The following is a 16,836-nucleotide window of genomic DNA, read 5'->3' on the forward strand; positions in this document are numbered from 1 at the left end:
ATCCGTCTCGTTACGGGTCGCTGGCGAGCACCGCCGCCACGCCGGCTCCGAAAATCATATCGCATTCGACGAGGCCGCTGAAGCCGCTTTCCCCTTCGGGCAGGAACTCGGGATTTGACGTCCGCTCGACGATGGAAAACTCGCCGGTCTCGTTCTCGCTCGCCGTGAGCACCGCCCCGGCATAGCCCGACATGCCGCCGTCGAGCGTGCGCAATTCCACATCGACGCGATAGGTCTTGGCCCCTTCCTCCTCGTCCGGAAGGATAAAGGGATATTTGGGCGTGGGCTTCGACGGCAGGACGCTCGACAGGCGGGTCGAGATGCGCGGGCCGAGGATCGTGTCGGCGGTGTTCCGGGTCGAGAAGACCTCGGTGAGCGCGCGGACCGGCTTTCCGCGGAAGCCTTCGAAGTCGTAGAGTTCCTCGACCGCCTCGAAGGGCAGGCGCTTCAGGCCGCCGGCGACGCGATCCTCGGCGCCGGCCGCGGGCGCGACCTGGGGAGTGCGCTGCGGGTCGCCTTCGCCCCCTCCGTTTCCACCGTCGCCATTGCCGTTGCCATCACCTCCGCCATCGCCACCGCCGCCGTCCCCGTCGTCCTCCGGCGGTCGGGTGCGGTAGGCGATCAGTGCCTCGGTGAGCTCGGCAATGTCGCCGGAGGGAAAGCCCAGTGCACGGAAGCCTTCCGACAGGAGCTCGGCCGGTGCGTTGTTGATGCCGATCAGGCCGCGCTGGTCCTGGATCCGCGCCTCGATCAGGTACCGCGTCGACCGGCAGCGCAGCGGTTCGGAGCGGACCCTGATCTCCTCGTTGCGGGGTTCTGTCGGCGGGGCTGCGAGATCTCGCGCCAGAACCGTCAGCAACCCGTCGGCGATCGTTTCCAGCCGTTGCTGCTGGAGCTGGTTCGAGGCGACGAGCAGTTCGGTCCGTGCGCCCAGAACGAGCGGCGCGAGGATCGCAGTCACGGCGAGAAGAAAGAGCAGCACCATCAGGAGCGCGAAGCCGGCCTCGGCGTCCCGCGGCTCGCCATCCCGCGGGCAGGCGGGAGGAAGGAGGTGGCTCATTGGCCCGAACTGACCTCGGGGTAGAGCTCGAACGACATGCTCTCCTGGCCGCGCCGGATGGTGACCGACCCCGGATCGATCTTGCCGACCTCCCAGCCCTGCAGCACGTCGCCGACCAGGACCCATACCGGATCGGGCGATTCATCGAGCTGGAGCAGCGCCTTCATGTCCGCGACGCCGGCCGAGCTGACGCCGATCAGCCGTATCGACGGCGCGGGGAGAGCCTGGACCTCGGGTTCGACAACCTGCTCGGCGACCGGCTCCGCCACAGGTTCGGCGGGCGGCGCGGGCGGCTGCCACGGGCGGCGGGCCTTGTCGAACAGCGGGCGGGAATAGGCCTGGACGGGACTCATCTCCGAGAAATCCAGCACTTCGCCAAGCTTAGGCTGGTCGGCGACGCCGCCCCCCCGCCCCGCATCGCGCGGCGAGGCGATGGCCCCGGTGCCGGCCGGGCGTTCGAAGACCGCCCAGGCGGCAGGCCAGATGGCGAGATTGGCGGCGAGGATCGCTGCGAGCTTGAGCGGCGTCTTCATTGCGTCGCCCCCGCGGCGGGAGCGGCGGCCTGCGGCGCGGGCGCGGCGACTGGCGGCAGCGCGCCGTAGAACTGCACCCGCAGCACAAGCTGGGTCGGGCCGTCGCCCAACCCTTGCGAATCCAGCGTCGAATGGAGCTGGGCCTGGCGGATGATCAGATAGGGCTTGGCCGCCTCGATCGCGAAGATCGTGCCTTGAATGCCTTCGTTCGGACCGGTGATGTCGGCGCGCAGGCCGGCGAAGCGCATGCCCTTCTGCTGCAATGCCGGCGCGTTGCCGACGGAGGTGATGGAGACGCCGTTCTGCCGCGCGACGCCGTCGAGCCAGGTCTGGAGATCGGCCTGGATGACCGCGTCGCTGGCACCCGTAAGGAATTCCGGCCTGTCGTCCGCGGCGATCGCGGCCTTGGCGGACTCTTCCATCATCGGCTTCAGCGCCAGCACCGCACGCAGGCGGCCGAGCGTCTCGCGCTGCTCGCGGACCGCGTCGCGGCTGGCATAGACCGAGGAGACCGCGGCCATCGTCAACAGGCCGGCGCCTGCGACGCAACCGACCAGCAGGCCGACGGCGGCAAGGCGGCGGGTGCGAGGCCCGGCGTTGAGGATGCGCGTCAGGCTATCCATCGCCGTTCTCGATCTTCATGGCGATGGAGAAGCGCTCGCCCTCCTGGTTCACGACGCGCACGACCGGCTCCATGAAGGTCGGCGCGCTGAACAGCGGCGAGGCCTCCAGGATCGGGATGAGCGCGGCCGCGGATGCCGAGAAGCCGGCGAAGCGCACCATGTCGCCACTGACGCTGATCTCGGTCAGCCAGGTGTTGTCGGGGATCGCCCGCGACATCTCCTCGATGACGCGCACGACCGGCACGGTGTCCTTCTTCTCGTCGCGGACGACGCCGATCTGGGCGATCTTGGCGTCGCGGGCGGCGAGCACGGCACGCAGTTCGCGAACCTGGCTCTCGGCCGCTTCCACCTGCTCCGCGACCTCCGCGCCGGCTACCGAATAGCGCCAGTGGGCCGCGCCGACGAGAGCGACGAGGCCGGCGGCCGCGGTGGCGAGGCCGATCGAGACGGCCCGCTCGCCGAGCCTGGTGGCGGCGGACACGCCCACCACCTCCCGCAGGCTCGTCGCATCCACCGGATAGAGCTCACCGCCGTCGGAGAGCAAGATCGAGGCGACACGCCAGCCGCCCGAGCGCAGGCCCTCGACCACGGGCACAAGGGCGGACTTGCGCACCGTGTAATAGGAACTGTCGGTGACGCGCTCGTCGAACCGTGTCGCCAGCACGAAGAAGTCGTCGGGGTTGAACGGCGTGGCGGACTGAAGGTCGAGCTGCGCCATCGCCATCTTGCGCACGCGCGGCAGGCGGATCGCCGCCAGGCTGCGCTTCAGGTAGCGCTCCGGCTCGATGACGATGCCGACCGCGGGCTTGCGGCCGCGGCCGCCGGCAAGCTGGTCGAGGAGGGGGGCGATCTGCGACGGCTCGGCGGCGAGGTGGGGCTCCGTCCCGTCGACGGAGATCTCGGCGCCCGCCCTAACGAGCCGCACGGTGGCGCCTATGGCGGGCGCCTGCGGACGGAAGCGCGATCCGAAGGCCCGGCCGAGCTCGTCCGGCCACCAGCTCATCAAATCCGAAAGAAAGTTGGCGAGGGCCACTGTTCCAAACCTTCGTCAGCGCATCCGGGGTCTATATCCCCAATTTTCTTGCGACGAAACCGATTCCAGTTCGGTGCGGCCAAACTGTGATAAACCGCGAGATGTTCAACGTTGAACGCTCCCGGCCGATACTGTTGCATCTTTTCCGCGCCGACTGTGAATTGCTGCATAGATTAACCGCGGTTCCGGAGTTTTCTTGCCTTGCCAACCCTTTTGTGGCTTGGTGACGAATGGGGGGAGATCGGCAACAGGCTCTCGGAGCCCGCTCGGTCGAAAAGATCGGAGCCTCGCCCCTGAGGACATAATGTTTCTGCTGTCGTGGCGGTGTAGTACTCGGGCATGATCAAGTAGGCCGATAATGTATCGAGTGCTCGCCCTCGTGATTCTGGTCGTAATGCTGGCCAGTTGCGCGTCGAACTCCAAGAACGACGTATTCTCCTCGGTACTAACCAATCTGGACGATAATGGCCGTCCGCTACCGCCGGAGAACTCCGGCGTGTCGCGCCGGCTGACGGGCAGCGACGCGGACAACTTCAACGGGGTGAGCGCCGGCGGCAGTGGCCAGTTCGTCTCGGGCCGCGCTCCTTATACCGCCGAGACCAGCAGTTCCGGACAGACCGAGTATCGCCTTAACCTGGTCGATGCACCCATCGCGGCGGCGGTCAAGAACGTGCTCGGCGACATTCTCGGCCTCAACTACACGATCGACCCGCGCGTCCGCGGCTCGATCACGCTGCAGACCAGCGCGCCGGTCAACCGCAACACGCTGGTCGACATCCTCGAGACGACGCTGGCGGCGAACGGTTTCGCGATCGTCAAGGGCTCCGGCACCTACAACATCGTGCCGCTGTCGGAAGCGCTGGCCAAGACGCCGTCGGTGAGCGTGCCCTCGACCGTCAGCCGCACGCCAGGTCTCAAGATCCAGGTCGTCGAGCTGCAATACATCTCGGCCGAGGAAATGCGCGTCATCCTCGCACCGATCAGCCGCGAAGGCTCGATCCTGCGCGTCGACAATGCGCGCAACTACATCATGATCGCCGGCACGAACCCCGACCTCGCCGCGATGCGCGAGGCGATCCAGGTCTTCGACGTGGACTGGATGAAGGGCATGTCGGTCGCGCTCCACCCGCTCAAGACCTCGCGCCCCGACGCCGTGGCGAAGGAACTCGAGACGATCTTCCGCGCACAGGAAGGCCCCGGCACCAACCTTATCAAGTTCGTGCCCAACGAGCGGCTGAACTCGGTTCTCGTGATCACGTCGCGGCCGCAATATCTCGCCCGCGCCGAAGGCTGGATCCGCCAGCTCGACCGGCTGGCGAGCACCAGCGAGGAACAGCTTTTCGTCTACCAGATCCAGAACCGTTCGGCCGAGGAGATGGCGAAGGTGCTGCAGTCGGTTCTGTCCAAGCAATCGGGCGACCCGCTGGAAAGCACGCCTTCGGTGTCGCCGGACCTGCAGACCGAACTGATAGCGAGCGAGCCCGCCAATCCGACGTCGCCGGGCGGGGGCTCGTCCCCTTCGAGCCAGTCGGGCGTCCCCTCCGTCGTCGCCGACACGGAGAACAATGCGCTGCTGATCTCCACGACCGCGCGCAACTATGAGCGCATCGAGCGCATCCTGCGCCAGATCGACGTGCTGCCGACCCAGGTGCTGCTGGAGGCGATCATCGCCGAGGTGACGCTGACCGACGAGCTGAAGTTCGGCGTGCGCTGGTTCTTCGAGAACGGCGATTTCAGCATCGGCTTTTCCGATCTGGAAAGCGGCGGCACCGGAAAGTCGTTCCCCGGCCTCGGGTGGAGCTTTGCCTCGACCAATCTCGAGGTCACGCTCAACGCCCTTTCGAGTGTAACCAACGTCAAGGTGATCTCGTCGCCGACTTTGATGGCGCTCAACAACCAGAAGGCGACGCTGCAGATCGGCGACCAGGTGCCGATCGCTACCCGTACCTCGACCAGCGTCGACAATCCGGATGCGCCGATCGTCAGCACCATCACGCTGAAGGACACGGGCATCATCCTGAACGTGACGCCGCGCGTGAACACATCGGGCCGCGTCCTGCTCGACATCGAACAGGAGGCGAGCAGCGTGGTGCGCACGACGACGTCGGGCATCGATTCGCCGACGATCCAGCAGCGCAAGGTCGAGACGCGCGTCGCCGTCAACGACGGCGAAGCGCTGATCATCGGCGGACTGATCCAGGAGCGGAACTCGAAGGCGAAAGGGCAGGTCCCGATCCTCGGTGACATCCCGGTGCTCGGCAATGCGTTCAAGAACAAGACGGACACGATCGAGCGCACGGAGCTGGTGATCTTCATCCGGCCGAAGGTCGTCCGCAACGTGCAGGAGGCCCGCTCCGTCAACGACGAATTCCGCAAGCGGCTGGATTTCGGCGCGAGCGAAACGCCCGGCAACCGCATCAAGCGCGACCTGAAGCGCCTGCAATAGGATCGCCGCCGCGATGCAGGGTCCCGACATCGCGTTCGGCGCAGCACTTGTCCTTGTCCTCCTGGCGATCGCCGTGGTGGATTTCCGCAGTCTGATGATTCCCGACGCGCTGAACGGGCTGCTCGCCGTGCTGGGATTTGGCTGGGCGTGGCGTGCCGCGGGCGCCTTCCCGATCTGGCAGATCGTCTTTGCGGCGGGGCTTTTCGCCCTGTTCTGGCTGATGCGGGCGGGATTCCTCAGCCTGCGCAAAGTGGCGGGGCTCGGCCTCGGCGACGTCAAGATGGCCGGCGCCTGCGCCCTGTGGTTCAGTCCGTGGAACCTGCCGATCTTCCTTTTTTTGACCGCAATCTCCGCGCTCCTCTACGTCGCCTTGACGGCGAGTGTGAGCGGTCGGCTTGACAGGAACGCGAGAGTTCCGTTCGGTCCCTTCCTCGGAGTGGGGTTGTTTGCGACCTGGGTCGCGGAACAGTCCGGCATTGCGACGTTTATTCCTGACAGGGGGTTCTGATGATTCGAGGATCGTATCCGTGGCGCCAGCGGCAAGAGCGGCGGCGGGCGAGCGAAGGGCAGGACGGCTTCACGCTGGTCGAACTGCTGGTCGTCCTTGCGATCATCGCGCTGATCGCCGGCCTCGCCGCACCCCAGGTGCTGCGCTATCTCGGCTCGGCACGCTCGGACGCCGCCCAGGCGCAGATCAAGAACATAGAGAGCGCGCTGGAGCTGTTCTACATCGACAATCTGCGCCGGCCGACCAACGAGGAGGGCCTCGCCGTACTGAACGAGCCCACGCCCGAACTGCAGGCGCGCTGGAATGGCCCCTATCTCAAGAATGCGGATTCGCTGAAGGATCCGTGGGGCAATCCGTATATCTACCGCGTCACCGACACGACGGTGGAGATCATCTCCTACGGCCGTGACGGCAAGGCCGGCGGCACCGGCGAAGACCGCGACATCACCAACCGCTGAGCCCTGGGCGCGGCCGTTTCACGCATGGAGGCGGGCCGCACGGGCCCGCGCGGACAATGAAGTTCCTGAGAGACGCGGTCGGCGATTTCGTGTCGGCTTTCCGCATGCGCCGCATCTGGCTGGCGCTCGCCAGCGAGGATATTTCCGACCAGCACCGGCGCACCTCGCTCGGGCCGTTCTGGCTCCTCATCAACTATCTGATCTTCGTCGGCACCTTCGTCTTCATCATGGGGCGCGACGACGGCGTGCCGAACTACACCGCCTATGTCGCGCTCGGGCTGCTGGTGTGGTTCTACATCATGGAGACGATGAACTCCGGCGTGTCACTGTTCGTGCGCGAGGAGGCCTTCATCAAGGGCACCACGCTGCCGCTGTCGCTCTATGTGCTGCGCATGACGACGCAGGCGCTGATGCGCGCCGGCTATGCCGCGCTCGGCTGCGTGGTGCTTCTCTTCCTCAGCGGCGCCGATCTGAGCTGGTACTGGCTCTGGTCGGCGGCGGCGGTCGTCCTGATCATCCTCGTGACGCCGGCAGCGATCACCATCTTCGCCTTCCTTGGCGCCTTTTTCCCTGACAGCCAATTCATCGTCCAGAACCTGACGCGCATCGGCATGTTCCTCACGCCGGTCTTCTGGGCGCATACGGCGGGAAACCTGTTCGGCGTGCGCGGCATCTTCTACTACTGGAACCCCTTCACATACTTCCTCGAGATCGTGCGCGTGCCGATCCTGGCCGGCAATGTGCCGGTCCGCTCCTTCATCCTCTGCCTCGGCATCTCGCTGGCCGCCTGGCTGGTGGCGCTGATCCTCTACGGGCGGCTGCGCCGGCAGGTCGTGTTCGTGCTGTAGACGCCAAGGGGCCATATGCTAGTCTGAAACCATGCCGCGGCGCCGATCCTGAATGCAGGATGAACGCGCCGTTGCGGCTCCGTTCAGGCCATTTTTCGCAGGATGGTTGGAACGGTGTGAGGAGTTCCGTAGTTCCCTTGCGGAACCAGCCGTTCGAAAGGATCATCGAGATGCTCAGGTCGATCGCACTTTCTGCTGTGATGGCCGCAACGCTTGTCGCCGGAGCCGTGCCCGCCATGGCCCAGGGTGCGGCCGGAAGCACGTGTTCTTCCGACGACCCCTCCTGCGGCGCCCCGCGTGCCGGTGGCCGGCCGGAATTTTCCGGTCGCCCGCGTGAGGTTCCGGGTGATCCGGGCTACTACAGGCCGGATCCGAGGCCGCCAAGGCCTCCCCGGCCCCCGCACCATCCGCGCCCGCCTTATTACCCGCCGCCGTACTACAACCCGGCGCCGCCGCCCTATTACTACGCGGACCGCATCGGCTGCCGCGAGGCGCGCAGCATCGTACGGTCGGAGGGCTTCCGGAACGTGAAGGCGATCGACTGCGAGGGACGTCAGTATCAGTTCCGCGCGACCTATCGCGGCCGCCCGGTGATCGTGATCGTCAGCTCGCGCAGCGGCAACATCCTGGACGTCCGCTACCGTTAAGGGACGCCCGGTTACGCCCGCCGCCGCTTCGAAGGAGGCGGCGGCGGGCGCATGACCGACCGACATTGCCATCCGCGGCAGCGCCTGCTACCCCACGATCCATCCATGTTGACCGGAATGCGATGGTCCTGATCCGCGCCGACAATCTGAGCCTGACCTATCGGCTGCGGCGTCGCCTGTCGCTGGCGCGCAACACGATGCCCCTGCCGCATGGCGGCAGGATCGAGGGCAGCGGGCGCGTGCAGCATGTGCGCGCGCTTGACGGCGTCAGTTTCTCGCTGGAGGCGGGCGACCGGTTGGGGCTGATCGGCGGCAACGGCGCCGGCAAGACCACGCTGCTGAAAATCCTCTACGGAATCTTCGAGCCGACCGGCGGAGTGATCGAACGCCAGGGCAGGGCGGACGCGCTGTTCAACATCAATCTCGGTTTCCGCCGCGAGGCGACGGGCCGGCGCAACATCGTGCTGCGCGGCCTTATCAACGGCTGGAACGACGAACAGATCGCCGAGCGGATGGAGGACATCGTTGCCTTCTCCGAACTCGGCGATTTCATCGACATTCCGATGAAGGCCTACAGCCAGGGCATGGCGGCGCGGCTCGCCTTTTCGGTGGCGACGAGCCTCGAGCCGGAAATCCTGTTGATGGACGAGTGGATCGGGGCGGGCGATCCGGAATTCCAGGCCAAGGCGCGCCGACGCATGACGGAAATGGCCGAGAAGGCCGGCATCATCGTGCTCGCCAGCCACAACCACCAGCTTCTGCGCAAGATCTGCAACAAGGTGCTGAAGCTCGATCACGGCAAGGTGGTGCATTTCGGTCTCGCCGAGGAATATTTCTCGTCCGAGAAGGATGAACCATGATTGGTGTCTACGGCGCGGATGGCTTCATCGGCCGGCATCTGGTGCGCCGCCTGATCGAGCGGGGCCTGCCGGTGCGCGCCGTATCGCGACGCTTCGACCGTGACTTCGCCGACGAGGTTGAGGACCTGGCCGACCTCGTCGCGGCCGACCTCTCGCAGCCGCTTGCGATGGCCTCCTCGCTGCAGGACGTCTCGACGGTGGTCCAGCTCATGTCGAGCTCGAGCCCCGGCCTCAAGAACGACCACGCCGTCGCCGACATCACCGAGAACGTCGTGCCGCATGTGGAGTTCCTGCAGAACTGCCTGCGCGCGGGCGTGAAGCGCTACATCTTCCTCTCCTCCGGCGGCACGGTCTACGGCCCGGGGGCGCCGGTTCCCACGCCCGAGACCGCGCCGACGAATCCGATCAGCTCGCACGGGCTGACGAAACTGTTCGTCGAGAAATACATCCAGATGCACGGCCATGTGGACGGGCTCGAATATATCATCCTGCGGGTCGCCAATCCGTTCGGGCCGGGCCAGACCTTCCGCAAGGGCCAGGGCCTCGTGCCGGCCATCATCGAGCGCTGGCAGAAGGGCCAGCCGGTGCGTATCTTCGGCGACGGCGCGGCACGGCGCGACTACATCTTCATCTCCGACGTGATCGACGCGATCGAGGCCGCGATCGCCGTGCGCGGAACCCCGCGGCACATCCTCAACATCGGCAGCGGCGAGACGCGCTCGGTCAATGAGGTGGTCGAGGCGATCGAGTCCGCCGGCGGTATTACCATGGCGCGGGAATATGTGGCGGCGCGCTCGACCGACGTGGACGTCGCCTGTCTCGACATTTCCCAGGCTCGCGCTGTGCTCGGCTGGGCGCCGAGGATCCCATTCACGGAGGCCATGGCGCTGACCGTGGCGCAGGCGCTGGATCCGTCCCAGAGATACGCCGCGAAGTGAAGCGTTTCACGGAAAAGGACCAACGGGCAGTTCTACTGTCCGGTTGCTCATACCGGCTTCGGTGCGGCCGGGATGGAATGCGGGTCATGTCTCGGGCGCGGCGATATGCTGCAGTGCAAAATCATGGCCAGGGGGTGTGATTTACGGTGGTATTCGCCCTCGCGTGGGACTAATTGTTCTTACGAGAGGTGGTTGCGTCAAATGCCGATCATTTCCGGACGTTACTTCCGGGGGTGACTTCGCCCTCAATGAAGTTGTTATTGAGATCGGCAAAAGGCGGGAACTTCGCCGAATACCTGATGATCTGCTGAGACGTAGGCAAGAGAGTTCTGCGAGGAGGGGCGTGGAACAGGCAAGGGAATATTCGTATGCTGTTTCCGCTCGGGAAATCATTCGATTTCTTCGACAAGAACCATGAGCTTGAGTTCGTCTCGATTGGCAGAAATGGTAAGAACGGATTTGAGGCTATTGGCCAGGATCCGCAAATAATAGTGAATTTGGGGACGCCTCTTCAAAAGTCGTGGTATCTCGCTGATGCTATCATCATCGGCGACAGGATTACGAATCCGAGGATATATCTTGACTACGGTCAGGGCGTGCACGAGGTAAATTCCGTATCCCTTGGATTTGATCTGGGGAACGGGAGGTATCGCGCATTCTTCTACGCGACCGAGGACTGCCTGCGGCTTCGCTTCGATCCGTCCGAGGAAGCAGGAGTCATCGACAGGCTCGAGCTGAACATCCGCAGGGTGCGCCGCCACGAGATCCTGTACCATCTCCTGCCGGGGATCGCCCAGGTCGCCGCGCGGGATCCCTACGGGTTCCTAAGGCGGTTGCCGGCCTATTCGAGGCGGTATTTTTCCCGCGACCTCCGGCATGTCGCCGGCGCGCTGGGGCGCCAGGGCTCGGTCGGATACGAGCGCTGGCTGGACCGCTTCGACTACAAGCCCGAGCGGCACAGAGACGCGGTCCTGGAAGCGATCGAGGCGTTTCCGGCCAAGCCGCTGATCAGCATCGTGACGCCGACCTACAACACCGAGGCGGCGCTGCTGGAGAAGCTGATCGCGAGCGTGCGCAGCCAGCTCTATGCGAACTGGGAACTCTGCTTCGCGGACGACGCCTCCACGCTGCCGTCGGTGCGCGAGGTTCTCCAGCGACATGTCGCGGCCGATTCCCGTATCAAGGTGGTCTTGCGCGAGCGCAACGGGCACATATCCGCCGCGTCGAACAGCGCTCTGGCTCTCGCCACCGGCGAGATCGTCACGCTTGCCGACCATGACGACGAGCTCCACCCGCTGGCGCTCTATCACATCGCCAAGGCTGCGAACGAGAATCCGGACTGGCGCGTCATGTACAGCGACGAGGACAAGATCGATCGCGCCGGCCGTCGATTTGCGCCGTATTTCAAGGGCGATTTCAACCGCGACCTGTTCTATTGCCACAACATGATGACGCATCTGATCGTCTACCGGTCGGACGACCTGCGGCAGGTGGGTGGGTTCAGGGAAGGATTCGAGGGGTCGCAGGACTACGATCTGGCGCTGCGGATCCTCGAACTGGTCGAGGACGAAAGCCGGGAAATCGTCCATATCCCGCATGCTCTCTATCACTGGCGGGTGATCGAGGGCTCGATCGCGATGGGCGGCGAGCAGAAGAGCTACGCGCACGAACGCGCCCGCAAGGCGATCAACGAGCATTTCGCCCGGACAGGCACCAAGGCGCGCTCCATCGAGGGCGTCTCGGGCTTCATGCATCGGGTCGTCTACCCGGTGGATGAAACGGTTCTGTTCTCCATCGTCATCTGCACACGCGACCGGACCGACCTGCTGCGGACCTGCATCGACTCCATTTTCGAACGCAGCACGGACGAGAACTACGAGATCGTCATCGTCGACAACGGGTCTGTCGAGCGGGAGACCTTTGATTATTTCGACCAACTGCTGGCCAGGCGGCGCAACGTGACGATTGTGCGCGACGACGGCGAGTTCAACTATTCGCGCCTGAACAATTTCGGCGTGGAGAGCGCCAAGGGCGACTACATCTGCCTGCTGAACAACGACACCGAGGTGATCGCATCGGACTGGATCCAGAAGATGCGCATGCATCTGGGGCGCAGCGAGGTGGGGGCTGTGGGCGGCAAGCTGCTTTACAGCGACGGCACGATACAGCATGCCGGCGTCGTCATGGGCCTGGGAGGCCTCGCGGCCCATGTCTATGCCCGCGAACCGGCGGACACGACGAACAATGTCGGCAAGGCGCAGTTGACACAGCAGGTGATGGCGGTCACAGGCGCATGTCTTGCGACGCGCAGGGAGACCTGGGCGGTACTCGGTGGCCTGGACGCCGAAGTGTTCAAGGTCGCCTATAACGACGTTGACTACTGCCTGAAGGTCTGGAAGGCAGGGATGATCGTGATTTACGAGCCGGAAGTGGCGCTCTACCATCACGAATCATTGAGCAGAGGGTCCGACGAGGCGCCGGAAAAGATAGAGCGCTTCAGACGTGAACAGAGCTCGATGAAAGAGAAGTGGGGTGACTGGATATACGAGGACCGGTTCTTCAACCCGAATTTCGATTACGGACGAACCGACTTCGCGCTCTCGAATTCACCAAGGACGAACATATTGAAGTAGATATGCGATCTTCAGCAGCGACGGTGTTGTTTGGGAAGTTCGGGTATATTTACTGCTGAGCGGTAAGAGGTAGCATGTCAGAGAATGTGAATACGGGCCTGCGGGTTCTGAATTTTCCCGCCGAGGAAGCGCAGAAGAAGGAATTCACGATCGTCGTTTCCGGCCTGGGCCGAAGCGGCACCACGATGATCTCCAAGTTGCTGACCGCCGGCGGCATACACATGGGCGTCTCGAAGGCGGACGTGATCCATGAAGACGTCGGAATCAGCAATCTCGTCGAAACGGACCAGGCCGAGCGGCTCAAAGCCGAGGTGCAGCGGCGCAATGAGCGTTGGAGCGTCTGGGGCTTCAAGCGTCCCTTGATCGTGCGGAAGCACCAACTCCTGTCGGCGACGCTGCGCAATCCGCGCTACATCATCATTTTCCGGGATCCTCTCGCCGTTGCCATGCGCAACACGTTGAGCCTGGGCTTCACCATCGCGCAGGGGCTCGAAATCTATTCGCAGCAGATGGTGGACGTGACGCGCTTCGTCCTGGAATCGGACCGTCCCAAGCTGCTTCTGTCCTACGAGAAGGTGATCGACAATCCGAAGGCGTCGATCGCCACGATACGCGAGTTCGCCAGCATTCCGGCCGAGAAGCAGGACGCGATGGTCAGCGTCGTGCGGCCGAACGACTCCGAATATCTTTCGGCTGTCGTGAGAAAGAAATGATACGTCGAAGCACCGGCGGCCCCGCCATCTGAAAGGCCATCAATGTGCTCGCGCGGCTGACGGAAGCGTCGATTGCCCTGATCGGACTGGTCGTCACGTTTCCGCTGGTGCTGGCCGCGGGGCTCGCGGTGCGGGGCACGTCGGCCGGACCGGCGCTGCTGGTGCAGGAGCGAGTCGGCCGGCACGAGACGCCGTTTCGTTGCCTCAAGCTCAGGACGATGTGGAGGGACACCCGCGCCGTGCCGACGCATGAGGCGGCGGTGAGCGCGGTGACGCCCGTCGGGCGCTTCCTGCGGCGAACCAAGCTGGACGAGCTGCCGCAGCTCTGGAACGTGCTTCTGGGAGAGATGAGCTTCGTCGGGCCGCGGCCCTGCCTGCCGACACAGGAGGCGCTGATTGCCGCACGGCGCGCGCGGGGCGTCTATGCGCTGCGGCCGGGGATCACCGGCCTTGCCCAGGTGCGCGGCGTCGACATGTCGGATCCGGAGGCGCTGGCCGTGATCGATGCGGAATATCTGGCGAAGCGCACGCTCGCGCTCGACCTGCGCATCCTGCTCGCAACACTCATCCCCGGTGTGCCGGCGCCCTGAGCGCGGCGGCGAGCCGTTCCAGGCCGGTGAGACTGTCCGGATCGGGCGTCCAGCCCTCCGCCACGAGAGAAGCCGGATTGCAGGTCTGCGATGCGGTCAGCGCCGCCCAGTCGGCCCTGCGCCCGGCAAGGGCGGCGGCGGTGGCGAGCAGTGCCTCCGGCACGGCGAGGAGGCGAGGGGGCCTGCCGAGCCCGCGCCGGAAGGCCGAGAGAATTTCGGGAATCGAGACCGGGGCCGCATCGCTGGCGAGATAGATGGACCGCGCGGGGGTTGCGGCGACCAGCAAGGTCTCGACTGCGCGGGCCGCGGCATCGGACGAGACAAGAGAGCGGCGTGCGGACAGGCCCGCCAGCGGCAGCGGCGCGGGCGTGCGCGCGAGACGCAGGAGAAGGCCGAGATTGCCGCGCATGCCGGCGCCGTAAACCGGCGGCAGGCGCAGGACGAGCGGCGTGAAGCCTGGGGCCGCCGCGGCGAGCGCGGCAAGTTCGCCGTCGCGCTTGGAGCGTCCGTAGGGCTGCGACGGAGCCGGCACGGTCTCGTCGTCGATCGCGACGTCAATGCCGGGGTCCGCGACCGCGCGGATCGAGGAGATGTAGACGAAGCGCGTCACGCCTTCGCGCATCGCGGCCTCCGCCAGCCGGCGGGTCAGATCGACGTTGCTCGCCACCAGCGCCTGCGCATCGGCGGACCGGTCGTTGTTGAGCGCGGCGCAATGGACGATCGCGTCCAGCCCGCGCATGGCTGCGTGGAAATCGGCCTCCGGCGCGTGTGGCGACGGGAGCAGGCGCGCATCGGCGACCTGCGCAGGGCTGCGAGACAGCGGATGGACGGCAAAGCCTCGGCTCGACAGATGGCGGGCGACGTGGCCGCCCAGGAAGCCGCTCGCGCCGGTGATGCCGACAGGGACGGCGTCGCGCCGCTTGTCCACCGGTCGCCCGGAGCCGCTCAGGTGGCGACCTTGAGGGGGATCACCTCTTCGGCGACGGGGCCCGCGTCGTCGATTGTGCGGTAGAGCTGGCGCAGGCGGTCAACCGCGGCGTCCTTGTCGTCATCGTCGATGCTGTCGCGCAGGTCCGCGAGGGCGCGGCGAACCTCCTGCCAGCCGAACAGGCCGGTCTTGAGGCCGAACAGGCTGTTGACGTCGAGCGAAACGAGCAGTTCGCCTTCGGCGCAAAGGGTTTCGTGCAGCTTCTCACCTGGGCGCACGCCGGTGAACTTGATCTTGATGTCCTGATGCGGCTGTTTGCCGGCGAGGCGGATCATCGTCTCGGCGACTGTCAGGATCGACACCGGCTGGCCCATATCGAGCATGTAGATGCCGAAATTGTCGATGTCGCGCCGCGTGGCGGATTCGGCAGCGGCCATGATGACGAGGTCGACGGCCTCGCCCATGGTCATGAAATAGCGGGTCATCTCGCGGTCGGTGATCGTGACCGGACCGCCCGCCATGATCTGCTTCTCGAAGACGGTGGCGACGGAGCCGTCGCTGCCGAAGACGTTGCCGAAGCGGACGGAGATGTAGATCGGCTTCGGACCCTTGTCGCGCGTCCGGATGCGCTCCGAGAAGTGCAGCGAATTGACGATCTGCTCGGCGCCGCGCTTGGTCAGGCCGAGCATGGAGGTGGGATCGGCCGCCTTGTCGCTGGAGATCAGCACGAAATGCGGCACCTTGCATTCGGCCGCGACCTCGGCACAGACGAGTGTGCCGAAGACGTTGGTCTTGACCGCCGAGACCCAGTTGTCCTCCAGCAGCGGCACATGCTTGAGCGCGGCGGCGTGAAAGATGATGTCGGGCTTGAACTCCGACACGATGCGCGTGAACTGCGCCTTGTCCGTCACGTCGACGATCCGGCAGGTCAGCCGCTCGCAATAGTCTTCGGACAGCGACTGTTCGAGCTTGAAGACGCCGAACTCGGACTGGTCCGCCACGAGCACGGCCTCGCAGCCGAGCTCCAGCGACCGCCTGACGAGGTTGCGGCCGATCGATCCCGCCCCGCCCGTCACCAGCACGCGCTTGCCGTCGATGAAGGCGCGGATGCGCTCAAGGTCGGTGGGCACGGCCGGCCGGCGCAGGATCGTCTCCATCTCGACGGTCTGCAGGACGAGCGCCGCCCCGCCGCGCAGCTTCGAGAAGCCGGAGAATTGCAGCACCTCGATGCCGCCCTTGCGCGCCACGCGCACGAGCTCGGAGAACTTGCTGAGATCCGTCTGCCCGCCGCCGCCGAAGATCAGCAGGTCGACCCGTTTGGTGTCCTTGGCATAGTCTTCGATGATGCCGGACACTTCGGGCCACACCGCGACGACGCTGACACCGCGGATCTTGTCGCGGGTGTTGACGTTGGGCTCTGTCGCGACGATGCCGATGATCTGGGTCTTCTCCTTCTCGGTGTTGGTGAAGCGGATGATGTGGTCCGCATCCTCCAACTGGCCGACGAACAGGGCGCGGCGATGTCCCGGCCTGTCGTTGCGCTTGGCGCCGAGCTGCCAGCCCGTGCCTTCTCGCAGATAGCGGTAGAGCAGGCGGGGAGCGGAGATCATCGTGAAGGTGACGAGGAAGAAGACGATGAACTGGCGCTCGTTGAGGCCGGTCATCGGCGTGTAAAGGCGCGCGGCCTGCGACGTCAGGTAGAGGGCGACGGTCAGGATGCCGCAATTGCTGATGATGTTGAAGAAGTCGGGCGTCGAGGCGAAGCGCCAGACCGTTCCGTAGAGGCCGCCGAAGCGGAACAGGAAATGGCTGAAGACGCCCACGCCCGCCCACACGGCGAGGCCGGTCCAGGAGAACGGATCGAAGGACAGGTTGGAGAGCGAGAGGGCGAGCGCCAGCGGCACCGAGATCAGCACCATCACGATATCCATCGCGATGATGAGCGCGCGCCGGAGGCGCGGCTGCAATTGCAAGGCTGACGTTACCAGTTGGTTCACGCGGGCTGTCCCTCACACGCG

At 65.3% G+C, this 16,836-nt stretch carries 16 protein-coding genes; 10 read left to right on the forward strand and 6 right to left on the reverse strand.

The features are described 5' to 3' along the window. Positions 1-10 precede the first annotated feature (10 nt). Genes B9Z03_RS12740 through B9Z03_RS12755 form a run of 4 tightly spaced genes read right to left on the reverse strand, consistent with a single transcriptional unit; the run spans position 11 to position 3,219 of the window. Positions 11-1,060 (reverse strand): hypothetical protein, encoded by a 1,050-nt coding sequence (locus B9Z03_RS12740; protein ID WP_085464540.1) that lies wholly within the window; start codon positions 1,058-1,060, stop codon positions 11-13. Continuing rightward, positions 1,057-1,593, reverse strand: coding sequence for a hypothetical protein (locus B9Z03_RS12745; protein ID WP_085464541.1), 537 nt, complete (start codon positions 1,591-1,593; stop codon positions 1,057-1,059). The genes B9Z03_RS12740 and B9Z03_RS12745 overlap by 4 nt, the downstream gene beginning before the upstream one ends. Then, positions 1,590-2,216, reverse strand: coding sequence for a type II secretion system protein GspM (gene gspM, locus B9Z03_RS12750; RefSeq protein ID WP_085464542.1), 627 nt, complete (start codon positions 2,214-2,216; stop codon positions 1,590-1,592). The genes B9Z03_RS12745 and gspM overlap by 4 nt, the downstream gene beginning before the upstream one ends. Further along, positions 2,209-3,219 carry a PilN domain-containing protein gene (locus B9Z03_RS12755; RefSeq protein WP_085464543.1) on the reverse strand — a complete coding sequence of 337 codons (1,011 nt, stop codon included), beginning with the start codon at positions 3,217-3,219 and terminating at the stop codon, positions 2,209-2,211. Before B9Z03_RS12755 ends, gspM begins: the two co-directional genes overlap by 8 nt. A gap of 388 nt (positions 3,220-3,607) precedes the next feature. On the opposite strand from B9Z03_RS12755, the gene gspD reads away from it, so the two are divergent. The 10 genes from gspD to B9Z03_RS12805 all read left to right on the forward strand — a co-directional run bounded on the left by gspD (position 3,608) and on the right by B9Z03_RS12805 (position 13,890). Further along, positions 3,608-5,695 (forward strand): type II secretion system secretin GspD, encoded by a 2,088-nt coding sequence (gspD, locus tag B9Z03_RS12760; RefSeq protein ID WP_085464544.1) that lies wholly within the window; start codon positions 3,608-3,610, stop codon positions 5,693-5,695. Between the two features lie 13 nt (positions 5,696-5,708). Further along, entirely contained in the window at positions 5,709-6,203 is a 495-nt protein-coding gene (locus B9Z03_RS12765; protein WP_085464545.1) for a prepilin peptidase, read from the forward strand. Next, on the forward strand, positions 6,203-6,661 hold the full coding sequence (gene gspG, locus B9Z03_RS12770) for a type II secretion system major pseudopilin GspG (RefSeq protein ID WP_085464546.1): 459 nt from the start codon (positions 6,203-6,205) through the stop codon (positions 6,659-6,661). The genes B9Z03_RS12765 and gspG overlap by 1 nt, the downstream gene beginning before the upstream one ends. A gap of 56 nt (positions 6,662-6,717) precedes the next feature. Then, positions 6,718-7,509: an ABC transporter permease gene (locus B9Z03_RS12775; protein ID WP_244561733.1), complete on the forward strand. Its 792-nt coding sequence runs from the start codon at positions 6,718-6,720 to the stop codon at positions 7,507-7,509. A gap of 137 nt (positions 7,510-7,646) precedes the next feature. Next, positions 7,647-8,156, forward strand: coding sequence for a hypothetical protein (locus B9Z03_RS12780; RefSeq protein ID WP_085464547.1), 510 nt, complete (start codon positions 7,647-7,649; stop codon positions 8,154-8,156). Positions 8,157-8,278: 122 nt separating this feature from the next. Beyond that, a complete protein-coding gene (locus B9Z03_RS12785) occupies positions 8,279-9,016 on the forward strand; it encodes an ABC transporter ATP-binding protein (RefSeq protein ID WP_085464548.1) in 738 nt (245 codons plus the stop codon). Continuing rightward, complete coding sequence (locus B9Z03_RS12790) at positions 9,013-9,954, forward strand: NAD-dependent epimerase/dehydratase family protein (RefSeq protein WP_085464549.1); 942 nt, start codon at positions 9,013-9,015, stop codon at positions 9,952-9,954. Before B9Z03_RS12785 ends, B9Z03_RS12790 begins: the two co-directional genes overlap by 4 nt. Positions 9,955-10,550: 596 nt before the next feature. Then, positions 10,551-12,587 (forward strand): glycosyltransferase family 2 protein, encoded by a 2,037-nt coding sequence (locus tag B9Z03_RS12795; protein ID WP_176247508.1) that lies wholly within the window; start codon positions 10,551-10,553, stop codon positions 12,585-12,587. Positions 12,588-12,661: 74 nt separating this feature from the next. Further along, the gene (locus B9Z03_RS12800) at positions 12,662-13,300 is read left to right on the forward strand and encodes a sulfotransferase (protein ID WP_085464551.1); all 639 of its coding nucleotides are present in this window, start codon (positions 12,662-12,664) and stop codon (positions 13,298-13,300) included. Between the two features lie 38 nt (positions 13,301-13,338). Continuing rightward, positions 13,339-13,890, forward strand: a complete 552-nt coding sequence (locus B9Z03_RS12805) for a sugar transferase (protein WP_432417033.1) — start codon at positions 13,339-13,341, stop codon at positions 13,888-13,890. Here the strand turns inward: B9Z03_RS12805 and B9Z03_RS12810 are convergent. Next, positions 13,865-14,818: an NAD-dependent epimerase/dehydratase family protein gene (locus B9Z03_RS12810; protein ID WP_139832259.1), complete on the reverse strand. Its 954-nt coding sequence runs from the start codon at positions 14,816-14,818 to the stop codon at positions 13,865-13,867. The two genes, B9Z03_RS12805 and B9Z03_RS12810, sit on opposite strands and share 26 nt — an antisense overlap. Before the next feature lie 17 nt (positions 14,819-14,835). After that, positions 14,836-16,815, reverse strand: coding sequence for a UDP-N-acetylglucosamine 4,6-dehydratase (locus B9Z03_RS12815; RefSeq protein WP_348529017.1), 1,980 nt, complete (start codon positions 16,813-16,815; stop codon positions 14,836-14,838). Positions 16,816-16,836: the final 21 nt, after the last annotated feature.

The sequence above is a fragment of the Mesorhizobium australicum genome, from assembly GCF_900177325.1.
GTDB lineage: Bacteria > Pseudomonadota > Alphaproteobacteria > Rhizobiales > Rhizobiaceae > Mesorhizobium_A > Mesorhizobium_A australicum_A.